The sequence below is a fragment of the Microvirga sp. BSC39 genome (assembly GCF_000739015.1).
Lineage (GTDB): Bacteria > Pseudomonadota > Alphaproteobacteria > Rhizobiales > Beijerinckiaceae > Microvirga.
The window spans coordinates 57,431-70,113 of sequence record NZ_JPUG01000065.1 but is presented as its reverse complement, the minus strand read 5'-3'; the positions used below and the strand labels follow the sequence as shown (position 1 = coordinate 70,113).

Annotated in this window: 10 protein-coding genes; 4 read left to right on the top strand and 6 right to left on the bottom strand. The window is 63.0% G+C overall.

Translation table 11 applies throughout. The features are described from left to right. Window positions 1–128 precede the first annotated feature (128 nt). The 4 genes from MA07_RS15020 (at window position 129) to MA07_RS15005 (ending at window position 6,438) form a co-directional block, all read left to right on the top strand. On the top strand, window positions 129–1,136 hold the full coding sequence (locus MA07_RS15020) for a 2-hydroxyacid dehydrogenase (protein WP_036352367.1): 1,008 nt from the start codon (window positions 129–131) through the stop codon (window positions 1,134–1,136). Window positions 1,137–1,472: 336 nt separating this feature from the next. Next, a complete protein-coding gene (locus MA07_RS15015) occupies window positions 1,473–2,102 on the top strand; it encodes a TetR/AcrR family transcriptional regulator (protein ID WP_036352512.1) in 630 nt (209 codons plus the stop codon). A 59-nt stretch (window positions 2,103–2,161) separates the two neighbouring features. Next, window positions 2,162–3,295, top strand: a complete 1,134-nt coding sequence (locus MA07_RS15010) for an efflux RND transporter periplasmic adaptor subunit (protein ID WP_244445259.1) — start codon at window positions 2,162–2,164, stop codon at window positions 3,293–3,295. Further along, entirely contained in the window at window positions 3,295–6,438 is a 3,144-nt protein-coding gene (locus tag MA07_RS15005; protein WP_036352365.1) for an efflux RND transporter permease subunit, read from the top strand. The genes MA07_RS15010 and MA07_RS15005 overlap by 1 nt, the downstream gene beginning before the upstream one ends. Window positions 6,439–6,708: 270 nt before the next feature. Here MA07_RS15005 and MA07_RS27860 read toward each other — a convergent pair whose 3' ends face one another. The 6 genes from MA07_RS27860 to MA07_RS14975 form a co-directional block, all read right to left on the bottom strand. Further along, on the bottom strand, window positions 6,709–8,202 hold the full coding sequence (locus MA07_RS27860) for a tetratricopeptide repeat protein (protein ID WP_081928983.1): 1,494 nt from the start codon (window positions 8,200–8,202) through the stop codon (window positions 6,709–6,711). 180 nt (window positions 8,203–8,382) lie between these two features. After that, window positions 8,383–9,285, bottom strand: a complete 903-nt coding sequence (locus tag MA07_RS14995; RefSeq protein ID WP_081928982.1) for a shikimate dehydrogenase — start codon at window positions 9,283–9,285, stop codon at window positions 8,383–8,385. Window positions 9,286–9,290: 5 nt separating this feature from the next. Continuing rightward, on the bottom strand, window positions 9,291–9,740 hold the full coding sequence (locus MA07_RS14990) for a type II 3-dehydroquinate dehydratase (RefSeq protein WP_036352362.1): 450 nt from the start codon (window positions 9,738–9,740) through the stop codon (window positions 9,291–9,293). Window positions 9,741–9,768: 28 nt separating this feature from the next. Then, a complete protein-coding gene (locus tag MA07_RS14985) occupies window positions 9,769–11,070 on the bottom strand; it encodes a TRAP transporter large permease (protein WP_036352360.1) in 1,302 nt (433 codons plus the stop codon). Next, entirely contained in the window at window positions 11,067–11,585 is a 519-nt protein-coding gene (locus tag MA07_RS14980; protein WP_036352358.1) for a TRAP transporter small permease subunit, read from the bottom strand. The genes MA07_RS14985 and MA07_RS14980 overlap by 4 nt, the downstream gene beginning before the upstream one ends. 86 nt (window positions 11,586–11,671) lie before the next feature. Further along, the gene (locus MA07_RS14975; RefSeq protein WP_036352356.1) at window positions 11,672–12,664 is read right to left on the bottom strand and encodes a sialic acid TRAP transporter substrate-binding protein SiaP; all 993 of its coding nucleotides are present in this window, start codon (window positions 12,662–12,664) and stop codon (window positions 11,672–11,674) included. Window positions 12,665–12,683: the final 19 nt, after the last annotated feature.

Genomic DNA, 12,683 nt, shown 5'->3' with positions numbered 1-12,683 from the left:
ATCGGGAGTTCCGTGGAGCAGGGCGCTTACTGCACCAAAGCCAGGCGGCGCTATAATCTACTCTCAAGGCCCGACCCGATATCAACGGAGGTCAGGTCCATGATCGTCAGCCCGAAGGAGCGTCGCTCGTGCATGTCACCGTGTTCAGCACAAAACCCTATGATCGCCGTTTTCTCGAGGAGGCGAACGCTACGGCCGGGCATTCTCTGTCATTCCTCGACGCCCGTCTGTCCGCCGCAACGAGCGGCTTGGCCGGAAGCGCCGATGCCGTATGCGTGTTTGTCAATGATGAGGTGAATTCGGATATCCTCGCCAGTCTGGCGTCCATGGGCGTGAAGCTCGTGGCCCTGCGCGCTGCCGGGTTCAACAATGTCGACCTGGAAGCGGCTCGACGTGAGGGCATCACGGTGGCACGGGTTCCGGCCTATTCGCCCCACGCGGTGGCCGAACATACGATCGCGCTCATTCTCACCCTCAACCGCAGCATCCATCGTGCCTACAACCGGGTCAGGGAGGGCAACTTCGCCCTCGATGGGCTGCTCGGCTTCGATCTGTCAGGCAAGACGGCCGGCGTGGTGGGAACGGGAAAGATCGGCGAGGTGGTCTGCCGGATTCTTACGGGGTTCGGCTGCACGGTTCTGGCCTACGATCCGCAGCCCAGTGCCGCCTGCGAGCAGATGGGCGTGCGCTATGTGCCGCTGGGGGAGTTGCTTGCGCTTTCCGACATCGTCACCTTGCATTGTCCGCTGACGCCCGCCACGCATCACCTCATCGACGCGCAGGCTCTAGGGCGCATGAAGCGTGGCGTTATGCTGGTCAACACAAGCCGCGGAGCGGTGATCGACACCAGGGCGGTTCTGCGGGGGCTTAAGGACGGCACCATCGGGTACCTCGGTCTGGATGTCTACGAGGAGGAGGCGGATCTGTTCTTCGAGGACCTGTCGCAACGCTTCATCGGCGACGATGTATTCGCTCGGCTGCTGACCTTTCCGAACGTGCTGATTACAGGCCACCAGGCGTTCTTCACGGAGGAGGCGCTGGCCAATATTGCCGAGACGACGATCGGGAACATTACATCCTTCGAGCGCACGGGGCAGGCTACGCACGAAGTCTCGGTGGAGAAGATCGCGCGGTAGAGACCAGAAGTCAGGGATCGCCGCTGGATGACCCAGAGCAGACATACCGCATTCAATCCAGTCGGTGCGCCATAGCGAAGGGCACCTTGATGGCACCGTCTCAAGCTTTCTTTCGACAGAATAGAGTCCAGGGAGGCCGGCCCAGTATTTCATCGCCGGTGATGAGCAAACTCGCAGCCAAGTCATAGCAGCCAAGTCATAGTTGCCGCCTTTCTTCGAGGGCGCGTCATGCAGTCCGCATTGGTCAGACCCATCAGGGTGTGGGTTGACCCTGCACACCCTGATGCATAAATGAGAATGAACGTTCATTCTCGCAACTTTGGAACTTTGTCCCTCTTGGCAGATCAGCAAACCTCCCTTGACCGGAAACCAGACCCGTCTGCTGAGCGTCAGACGCGGATCCTCAATGCCGCCGAGCGCTGCTTCGTCCGGTCCGGTTTTCACCGCACCACCATGCAGGATGTGGCTGCCGAGGCTGGAATGAGCCCTGGCAATCTCTACCGCTACTTTGGCTCGAAGGACGCAGTCGTTCTGGCTCTCGCCGAGAGGGACCGTGCCCGGATCGGCGAGGATTTCGCTGCATTATCCCGGCCGGGGGAGCTCCTGCCCTCCTTACGCTCCATTGCCCACAAGCATTTCGCCGAGGAGCCACGGGAGCGGGCCGTGCTGTGCCTGGAGATCTGGGCGGAGGCTACCCGCAACCGGTCGTTTGCCGCTATGTCGGAGGCGTTCGACAGAGACATATGCGAGCGCATGTGCGCCTTGTTCCGACAGGCACAGGCAGATGGGGCTATTGCGCCGGAGGTCGACCTGGAAGCCCTCGCGTCCTTGATCGTGACCATTGCCAACGGCCTCTTCGTGCGCCGGGCCGTGGATGCCACGCTGGATGCCGAGCGTGGGGTCTCAAGCCTGATGGCCGTCATTGAGTCGGCCTTTGCCGGGAAGATCAACCTAACACGCACCTGACATCGGGTGCCGGAGATAAGCGTGTCATGATGCGCAGGTTGCACAGTTTGGTGGCTGCCATGGTCTTTCTCCCTCTGGCAACGTTGGCCGCGCAGCCGCAGGGCGCTCCTGCGCCCGCGGTGTCCGTGACGCGCACCGCGGAACGGGAGATCACGGAGCGGGCGGTGGTCACCGGAACGCTTGTTCCTCGCGAGGAGGTCCTCGTCGCCCCGGAACTCGAGGGTCTGCGCATCACGGAGGTTCTGGTCGAAGAGGGGGATGTCGTCACGAAGGGGCAGGTTCTGGCCCGTCTGGCGACCGATCTTCTCGAAACAGAGCTGGCCCGTAACAACGCCTCCTTCGCCCGAGCGGAGGCAGGGGTCGCTCAAGCCCGCAGCCAGATCGTACAGGCCGAGGCCGCGCAGGTCGAGGCGGCTCAGGCCCTGGAGCGCACGCGCTCGCTCATCAAAGGCGGCAACACGACAGAAGCCCAGCTCGAGCAGCGGGTCTCCGCCGCCCGGGCTGCGGAAGGGCGCCTTGCCGCCGCCCGCGACGGACTGCGCATCGCCGAAGCCGAAAGGCAGTCTGAGGAGGCGCAGAAACGGGAGATTCAAGTTCGCCTCGCCCGTGCCGCGATCAAAGCGCCCCAAGCAGGGATCATCTCCCGCAAGAACGCCAAGGTCGGCGCCACTGCGACGGCGGCAGCCGACCCGCTGTTCCGCATCATCGCGAACGGCGAGATCGAACTCGAAGGGGAAGTGACGGAGACACAGCTTGTTCGCCTGCGCGAGGGCGCTCCCGCCCAGGTGAGCATCGACCAGGGCCGGGCGGTCGAGGGCCGCGTGCGCAACATCTCCCCGGAGGTCGATCGCACCACCCGTCTCGGTCGGGTGCGGATCGCCCTGCCTCGGGATCCTGCCTTGCGGATCGGGGCCTTTGCCCGCGGCACGGTCGAACTGGCCCGGACCAGGGGGGTGGCGGTTCCGCTCAGCGCCGTGCTCTACAGCGCCAAAGGCGCAGCGGTCCAAGTCGTGGTTGACGGCCGCATCGAGACGCGCCAGGTCCGCACCGGCCTCTCGGCCGATGGTTTCATCCAGGTCGAGGGTGTCAGCACTGGCGACCTGGTTGTGACCCGCGCCGGCAGCTTCCTGCGCGACGGTGACGTGGTCCGGCCGGTCCTGGCCGAGTCGGCGCAGGCTGAAGGAGTCCGGTGATGCAACTTAACGTCTCCGCCTGGGCGATCCGAAAGCCGATCCCGTCCCTCGTCCTGTTCATCGTGCTGATGATCCTGGGCATCTTCAGCTTCCAGGGGCTGCCGATCACGCGGTTCCCGAACATCGACGTCCCGCTCGTCACGGTCTCGGTCACGCAGGCCGGCGCCGCACCATCCGAGCTCCAGAACCAGGTCACCAAGCGGATTGAGGACTCGGTTGCCGGCGTCAACGGCGTCAAGCACATCACCTCGACGATCTCTGAAGGCATCTCGACCACGACGATCGAGTTCCGGCTTGAGATCAATTCGGATCGAGCGGTCAATGACGTGAAGGATGCGGTTGCCAAGATCCGCTCTGACCTGCCACGTACCATCGACGAGCCCGTCATTCAGCGCTTGGACATCGCCGGTCTGCCGATTGTCACCTATGCCGCCTCCGGCCCTGCCATGACGCCGGAGGAGCTGTCGTGGTTCGTCGACGATGTGGTGGCGCGCCAGCTTCAGAGTGTCCAGGGCGTCGGGCGCGTTGAACGCGTCGGCGGGGTCGAGCGTGAGATCCGTATTGAGCTGAAGCTTGATCGCCTGTTGGCGCTCGGCATCACGGCCGCAGACGTCAATCGGCAGCTGCGCCTGACCAGCGTCGATCTTTCCGGCGGGCGCGGCGAGGTTGGCGGGCAGGAGCAGTCGATCCGGACCCTGGGTGCCGCGCAATCCCTTGAAGACCTCTCTTCGACGAGTATCACCCTCCCGGGCAATCGAAAGGTTCGCCTCGATGAGCTGGCAGCCGTCACCGATACCGCCGCAGAGCCGCGCACCTTCGCACGGTTCAACGGTCAACCGGTCGTCGCCTTCGCCGTCACGCGCGCAACCGGCGCCAGCGACGCGACAGTGGGCGAGGCCGTCGCCTCCAAGGTAGCCGAGCTGGGACAGGCTCATCCGGATGTGCGTTTCGACCTGATCGACGACACCGTCGCTTATACGGTCGGTAACTACGAATCCGCCATGCACACGCTCATCGAGGGTGCCATCCTGGCGGTCATCGTGGTGTTCATCTTCCTGCGCGACTGGCGCGCCACCCTGATCGCGTCCCTGGCCTTGCCGCTCTCGGTGCTGCCCACGTTCTGGATCATGAGCACCATGGGCTTCTCGCTCAACCTGGTGAGCCTCCTGGCGCTGACCCTGGTCACGGGCATCCTGGTCGACGATGCCATCGTCGAGATCGAGAACATCGTGCGCCACATGCACATGGGCAAGTCGCCTTATCGTGCCGCGCTCGAAGGAGCAGACGAGATCGGCCTGGCGGTGATTGCGATCACGTTCACCATCGTTGCCGTGTTCGCCCCGGTCAGCTTCATGGGTGGAATCGCCGGGCAGTACTTCAAGCAGTTCGGCCTCACCGTCGCGGCCGCAGTCCTGATCTCGCTTCTGGTGGCCCGGTTGGTAACGCCGATGCTGGCGGCCTATTTCATGCGGCCTCACAAACAGGTCGAGCAGAAGGACGGGTTCATCATGCGGGCCTACACCCGCCTGGTGGGCTGGTCTGTCCGGCACAAGTTTATCACTTTCATCCTGGGGCTCTGCATCTTCGGAGCATCGCTCTGGTCGACCAATCTCCTGCCGTCGGCGTTCCTGCCGGAGGAGGATATCTCCCGCTCCCTCTTTGTGGCCGAGCTGCCGCCGGGATCGAAACTGAACGACACGCAGCAGGTGAGCGACAGGATCGCGGAGCGCCTGCGTGCCATGCCCGAGGTCAAGTCGGTATTCGTGAACGGCGGCCTTCAGCTTCCCGGCAAGAAGGAGGTGCGCCTGGCAACCTTCACGGTAAACCTCGTCCCGAAGGAGGAACGGTCCCTGCGGCAGCGCCAGTTCGAGGGGCGTATTGTCGACGAGTTCCGCGATGTGCCGGATATCCGCTTCTTCGTCCTCGGCGAGGGCGGACAACGCGGGCTTCAGCTCATCGTCAGCGGACCCGACCAGGATGTGGTGATCGAGACCGCGGCCAAGCTCCAGCGCGAGATGGCGAGCATTCCGACCGTTGAGAACCCCATGTCGACGGCGCCGCTCAACCGGCCCGAGATCCGCATCAGCCCGAAGCCGGACTTGGCGGCGGAGCTCGGAGTGTCGACCGACGTGCTGTCCGAGACGGTGCGGGTTGCGACGATCGGAGATGTCGGAGCCAATCTCGCCAAGTTCAATGCCGGCGACCGGCAGATCCCGATCCGCGTCCAGTTGCCGGAGGCGGTGCGCGGCGACCGCGCGCTGATCGATATCCTTAAGGTCCCGACCAAAAGCGGCGCCGCCGTCCCGCTCTCGGCCGTCGCCGATATTTCTTTCGGGCAGGGGCCGACCTCGATCGATCGCTACGACCGCTCCTTGCGCGTCGCGCTTGAGGCCGACATGCGGGGCACGGATGCACTCGGTGAGGTTCTGGAGGCCATCTACAGCCTGCCGACGGCCAAGAATCTCCCGCCGGGCGTAACCATCAAGCAGACGGGTGACGCCGAGGTCATGACGGAGGTCTTCACCTCGTTCGGCAAGGCCATGGGAGCCGGTATCATGATGGTGCTGGGCGTGCTGATCCTGCTGTTCGCCAACTTCCTGCAGCCGTTCACGATCCTGCTCTCGCTGCCCTTGTCGATCGGCGGCGCGATCATGGCGCTGGTGATCACGCAGAAAGCGATTAGCCTGCCGGTGGTGATCGGCTTCCTGATGCTGATGGGCATCGTGACCAAGAACGCGATCATGTTGGTCGACTTCGCCATCGAGGAGGTGGCCAGGGGTGTGGACCGCAAAACCGCCATCATCGATGCCGGACGCAAGCGGGCGCGGCCGATCGTCATGACCACGATCGCCATGGCTGCCGGCATGCTGCCGAGCGCGCTGGCGCTGGGTGCAGGCGGCGAATTCCGTGCCCCGATGGCAATCGCGGTGATCGGGGGACTGATCGTTTCAACCTTGCTGTCGCTGGTGTTCGTGCCAGCCTTCTTCATCCTCATGGACGACCTATCGCGTCTGTTTAGCCGCCTGTTCAGCCGCTTCATCGGTCCGAAGGACGAGCCCGTGCCGAGTGACTTCGATACAGCAGTGCCCGCGGTCCCACCACACGCTCCCTCAACCGCGCGTTCAAGGATCGCTGCCGAATGACGTCCCGGGCTGCACCGGGGCGGTAATGTCAAGGACTGAGGCCGGTGTCAGGCATCTGTCCGGCTGTGAGAACACGTAAATAAACAGTGTCCTGAATCGTGGTTTCCTGCAGGGCCTTGGCCAGCCGCCGCCCCGCATCGGCACCGGCGCCGGTATTGAGGCAATCCACGTCAAGATTTTGATCGACGAGACCTGCTCGGGGCGCCCCGGCCTACTAGTGGATAGGGCGAATACCTTTGAAGAGAGCCTCGATCGGTCGGCCCCGCGTCGTCAACGTCTTTCCATGATGACGTAGAGACCGGCCACCGGCCGCCCTGCCTCGAGCCGAATGTCGCTTTCCATAGTCTCCAGGATGGTGAAGTCGTCGGCTGCTGTCTTGAGATACTCAAGGGAGTGGGCGAAACGACCGGAGGGCTGCAGCGTGAAGCCGTCTCCCGCGGTGACCTCGATGCTCAAGGCGAACAGGCCCCCTTGCACCATTGCACCGGCCGCGGCGCGCAGGAGCGGTCCGAGATCACCAAAATAGATCAGCGAATCCGCGGCGAAGATGAGATCGAAGCGGTTGGGCGTCGCCTTGAGATAGGCCACAGCCTCCGATTTGACAAGCTCGGTGTATCCACCGCGATTGGCCGCCTCGGCCAGCATGCCTGACGAGATGTCGACGCCGGTCAGGGTCGGGCCGAGGGGCAGCAGTTCCGCAGCGGCAAGTCCGGTGCCGCATCCCAAATCGAGCATGTGCTTAAAGCCGGTCCGGTGCCTTGCCACCAGATTCGTCATCTGGCGCGGGCCATCGTATTGGAGTGTCGCGAGCAGTTTATTGTCGAACTGTGGCGCGAACTGATCGAAGTAGGTTTCAATGTACTCCGCAGGTGCGGCCGTCATGCTCCGCCCGAGGACGGCATCGAGCAGATAGCGCCGGACCGGGTCGTCGGGCTTCTCGGCAAGCCGCATCCGGCCGATCTCGGCGGCCGCTTCAAGGTGACCAGAGGCACTGAGAACGGAAAAGGCGTCCCGCTTAATAATGTCGAGATCCTCGTGGTCCTCGCCTGCAATCTCGTTGTAGTCTCGAAGGGCCTCCTCAACGCGGCCTTCGATCATAGCCTGGAATGTCGTGGCCCGCGCCCGCTTCTGCCGGGCTGCCGCATCGAGCGGCAACGTGAGCCGTGCCGCCTCGTCGAACGCTCTGGCGCAGTCCGCGAATTCAGATGCTATGAAGCACAGGTGCCCGAGGGCGTAATGGGCCAAGCCGTTGACGGGATCGATCGCGATAGACGTCCGCACGGCCGCCAGGGCCTCTTGGTAGAGCTTTTTCCTGAACATCAGAAGGCCAAGCCCAAGATGGGCAGCGGCGGCTTCCGGATTGAGAGCGGCCGTGCGACGGTATGCGTCTTCCGCCGTTTCGATATCGTCCAGCCGGTCCGCCACGCTGGCGAGCGTCTGCCAGGATTGTGCGTTGTACGGATTGATCTCAAGGGACGTCCGTATCGCCGTCAGCGCCTGCTCGTCGCGATCTGAGCCGCTGTAGACGCTTGCCAGATCGCGCCAGAGGTCAGGATCTCTGGGCGTGAGAGAGAGGGCGGCCTCAAAGCTTCGGGCTGCCGTATCGAAGCGTCCATTCTCCCAATGGACAAGACCAAGCTTCCGCAAGGCGGGGCCCGGATGCCCGCACTGATCGATGATGCGGCCGAAGTCCGGCAGGCTCGCCTGCAGGTTGGCCACGAGCGCCATCGTAACGCCGACGTCAGGAAGTTGAATGTTCCTCATGGAAAGGATCCGAATCTCATTGCGGGCTGAAGCCAAGTCACTGAGCAGAGGATCACACGTGTGGCTTTGCTGGGCCTTGCAGGCTAATGCGCTGGACTCTTGAGCCCGCGCATGAAGCGCCTCGTCACAGCCGTGGCTGTCGGTTCGGGGGCATTCTCGGCCTCGGTTTCGAATTTGCGTCTACATCTCGCTGAAGTGACGGAGCATCCGCTCCGTATTCGCCTCCAGGCCTGTAAAGTGCTGGAACGCCCCGATGGCCTGAAAGACAGCCATGCCGCCACCTGACATGGTGCGGCAGCCGCGGATACGGGCCTGGCGCAGCAGCTCCGTTTCAAGCGGGAAATAAACGATGTCGGCAATCCATAGGTCGGAGCGCAGGAGGTCTGGAGGGATCGCCATGCCGGGGTACTTTGCCATGCCCAGAGGTGTTGTGTTGACCATGCCATCGGCCGAACTCAGTGCCTCTTCGGGCGAACTGCCGGAGGAGGCGCGGCCTTTGCCGAACCGTTCACATAGGGCGGCGGCGAGATCTCTGGACCGGGCCTCATCTGTGTCGATGATAACGACTTCGCCCGTGCCAAGGGTGAGAAGGGCATGGGCGACCGCCGCGCCCGCGCCGCCGGCGCCGAACTGGACGACCCGGTCGCGGCGCACGTCCTCCAGTTCGCGCCTGAAGCTCTCGGCGAAGCCCCACCAATCGGTATTGTGGCCAGTGCGACGGCCGTCCTTCAGCACGACCGTGTTCACGGCCCCGAGCGCTTCCGCATCGGGCGACAGCTCGTCGAGAAGCGGAATCACGGCCTGCTTGCAGGGATGCGTGATGTTAAGCCCGGCGAAGCCGAAGCGCTGAGCGGCCGTGAGGATCTCCGGGAGCGCACCTGCATCGAGGCCTAGCGCCTCCAGGTCAATCAGCTTGTAGACGTAGCGCAAACCCTGCATTGCGCCTTCCCGCTCGTGGAGGGCAGGCGTCCGGGAGGCCTGAATGCCGGTGCCCACCAATCCTACGAGGAGGGACGGATGGCGCCATGACCCTGAATCTTCACCAGCCGGGGAGTGTGGTTCAGGTGAAGGGACCCTTGCCATGGGTTTCAAGCCTTCGCCGGAAGGGTGCCGATCATGTCGAGCATGGCTCCTACCGCAATTGGGTAGCCCCTGGTGCCAAGGCCTGCGATGACCGCAGTCGCTACCGGGGAGACGTAGGACTTGTGATAGATCTGCTCACGCTTGTGGATGTTCGAAATGTGCAGTTCGATAAGGGGGCCTGAAAACATCTTCAGGGCATCCATGATGGCCATGGAGGTGAAGGTGAACGCGGCCGGGTTGATGATGATGCCGCTGCCCTCGTCGATGGCCTCGTGCACCCATTCGATGATCTCGTACTCCCGGTTCGACTGACGGAAGACGATGGGATGATCCGGGGCGGCCTCCCGGCACATGGCCTCCACTCCGGCCAAAGTCGTTCGCCCGTAGATCTCGGGTTCGCGTGTTCCGAGGCGGTTGAGATTGGGCCCGTTGAGAATGTAGATCGGCTTGCTCATTGATATCTGTCTCTGAAGGGGAGCAGGCTCATCCTTGGTAGCCGAAAAGGCGGGGCAGCCAGAGGACGGTTTCGGGCACGAAGGTCAGGATCGCCAGAGCGGCCAGCATCGCAAAGAGGAACGGCATCACGTCCCTTACGATGGCGCGCAGCGGTGCCCCTGAGATGTTCGTCATGATGAACAGCAGCAGCCCGTAGGGCGGCGTAATCAGCCCGATCATGATGTTGATGACGACCACCACGCCGAAATGCACGAGGTCGATGCCAAGGGCCTGCGCTGTCGGTATAAACACCGGAACCACGATGAGCAGGATCGCCGTTCCCTCCAGCACACACCCTAAGAGAAGCAGCAGGACATTGACGAAGATCAGAAAGCCGACCGGTGACAGGTCCCAGCTTGCGAGCAGGGTCTTCACGCTTTCCGGAATGTTCTCCACGGTGACGACATAGTTGAACACGAGCGAGCCCGCGATCAGCATGCCGATCGACACGCTCGTACGAGCGCTGATCGCAAGCGATTTGTAGAAGCTGCGCCAACTCACGCTGCGGTAAAGTCCGGCCGAGATGAGAAGGGCATAGGCCGCTGCCACGGCGGCGGCTTCGGTAGGGGTCATCACGCCGCTGTAGATGCCGCCGAGCAGAACGACCGGCATCATCAGGGAGGGAAAGGCGTTCCAGGTGATCCGCGGCAGCTTGCGCAGGGGCACCGGCTTCTCGACAGGGAAGTTCCTGCGGCGCGCCGTGATGGCCACGATGATCATCTGGCCCAGCGCCATCAGCAGCCCCGGGATGACGCCGCCGAGAAACAGGAAGCCGATGGACGCGTCGGACACGAGGGCATAGAGCACCATCGGTATGGACGGCGGGATGATCGGCCCGATCACGGACGAGACGGCAGTCGTGGCCGCCGCGTAGCTCCGCGTATAGCGCCCGTCGCGGGTCATCATGGCCTGCATCATGCGCCCTGTGCCGGCGGCATCTGCGATGGCCGAGCCGGACATGCCGGCGAAGATGATGCTCTGCAGGATATTGACCTGGGCGAGACCGCCGCGGAACCGCCCCACCAGGGCATTGCAGAAGGTCATGAGCCGATCGGTCATGCTGCCGATGTTCATGAATTCCGCCGCCAGGATGAACAGGGGCACCGACAGGATGATGTAGTTGGAATACATGCCGTTGAGCAGTTGCTCGGCGGCGGTTCCCATGTCCAATCCTGCAAGCAGCAGGTAGAGGATGGAGCCCGCGATCATCGAATGGCCGATGGGCAGCCCGAGGAAGGCGAGCACCGTGATGGCGACGAGGGCGAGCGAAAAGGGGCTTGTCAGGTTCATACGCCGGAACTCGCCTTGGTGGGATCGAACTCGTCCGGTTCAACGCCTCGGAGCGCCTGCCAGGCGAGCCAGATGTAGCGGATGATCGTGGCTGCGGCGAACACGATGTAGATCGAGAACAGCCAGTCGAAGCGGATCTTGAGATAGCTCGTCTTCTCCACCTTCATGAAGGTTACGTAGTCGAGGACCGCCGGAAACGAGAGCGAATAGAGCGCGATCAGCACCACGGCGGTGATCAGCATCATCACGCGGCGAGGACCGGGCCCCACGGCTCCGTAGATGATGTCGAAGCGGATCTCCTCGCGTTCCGTGATGACGAACGAGGCGCCCCACAGCACGAGCCAGATCCAGAGGATCACGCTGATTTCGTGCGTCCAGCCGATCGGGAGGCCCAGAACATACCGAAAGACGATCTGCAGGAGGAAAGCCAGGAACATCGTGCCCAGCATGACGGCCGCAACATTCTCCGCGCGACGCGCGAGCCAGGAGCCGATTGTCCGCAATGACGGGGTCATGAAAGGTGTTCCTTCGCGAGAAGGCAAAGAGCGTCCATGAAAAGAGGGCCGCCGGGATGATGCGCCCGGCGCCCGAGGCATTCACCTTACATCGCGTTGATCTTGTCCAGCATGCCCGCCGGCCAGTTCTTTGCGAGATCGGAGGCCAGATACTTTTTCTGCGCGAAGTCGCGGAAGGCCTTCAGGTCGGGAGTATAGACCTCGAGCCCTCGCTCCTTGAACGAGGTTGCGAGCTGTGCCTCCTGCTTCAGGTGCTCCTGCGTGCTCCACTCGATCGCCTTGTCGGCGGCGGCCTGGAAGGTTGCCTTCTTCTCCGGCGAGAGGGAATCCCATACCTTGTTGGATACGGCCAGAAGATCGAAGCCGACGAGGTGGGAGGTGAGGGCGATCTGCGACATCACCTCATAGAACTTCATGTTCTGCACGTTCGGCAGCGGGTTGTCCTGCCCGTCGATGGCACCGGTCTGCAGTCCCGTATAGACCTCCGCGTAGGCCATCGGCGTGGGGTTCGCACCTAGGGACTGTCCGAGGAACTGCCAGGCATCGCCGCCCGGCATGCGCAGCTTGATGCCGGCCAGATCCTCAGGCTTGTTGATCTTCTTGTTGGGCTTCAGGCCCACGTGGCGGGCGCCGAAATAGGTGGGGCCGAGGATGTGGATGCCGAGCTTCTCCGAGGCCATCTTCTTCAGCTGTTGGCCCACATCGCTGGCAAACACCTTCTTCAGGTGGTCCGCATCACGGAACAGATAAGCCGAGGTGACGATGGACCATTCCGGAATCTGGTTCGAGATGTCCTGCGGGGCGATGTTGCCCATCTCGAGGTTGCCGCGCTGCATGGCAACAAGCTCGGTGCCCTGCTTGAACAGGGTGCCGCCATAATAAGGCTGAAGGTGGAAGCCCTGGGCTTTCACCTCCTCACCGAACTGCTTCATCATGTTCGCCCGGATGTCCTGCTCCGAGAACACGGCCGAAAATCTCAGGTTCGTGGGAGCTTGTGCGGCGGCCGGGCCAGCCGTGCCCCACGTCAGAAGGGCTGCACCCGCAGCCATCAGGACACGCCGATTGATATCAAATCCCATGGTTTCCTCTCCTTCAAAT

Excerpts from the sequence above, each read along its gene's own strand:
- MA07_RS15010 (WP_244445259.1), top strand. The coding sequence starts at position 2,162 with ATGGTCTTTCTCCCTCTGGCAACGTTGGCCGCGCAGCCGCAGGGCGCT.
- MA07_RS15005 (WP_036352365.1), top strand. The coding sequence starts at position 3,295 with ATGCAACTTAACGTCTCCGCCTGGGCGATCCGAAAGCCGATCCCGTCC.
- MA07_RS27860 (WP_081928983.1), bottom strand. The coding sequence starts at position 8,202 with ATGAGGAACATTCAACTTCCTGACGTCGGCGTTACGATGGCGCTCGTG.
- MA07_RS14995 (WP_081928982.1), bottom strand. The coding sequence starts at position 9,285 with ATGGCAAGGGTCCCTTCACCTGAACCACACTCCCCGGCTGGTGAAGAT.
- MA07_RS14990 (WP_036352362.1), bottom strand. The coding sequence starts at position 9,740 with ATGAGCAAGCCGATCTACATTCTCAACGGGCCCAATCTCAACCGCCTC.
- MA07_RS14985 (WP_036352360.1), bottom strand. The coding sequence starts at position 11,070 with ATGAACCTGACAAGCCCCTTTTCGCTCGCCCTCGTCGCCATCACGGTG.
- MA07_RS14980 (WP_036352358.1), bottom strand. The coding sequence starts at position 11,585 with ATGACCCCGTCATTGCGGACAATCGGCTCCTGGCTCGCGCGTCGCGCG.
- MA07_RS14975 (WP_036352356.1), bottom strand. The coding sequence starts at position 12,664 with ATGGGATTTGATATCAATCGGCGTGTCCTGATGGCTGCGGGTGCAGCC.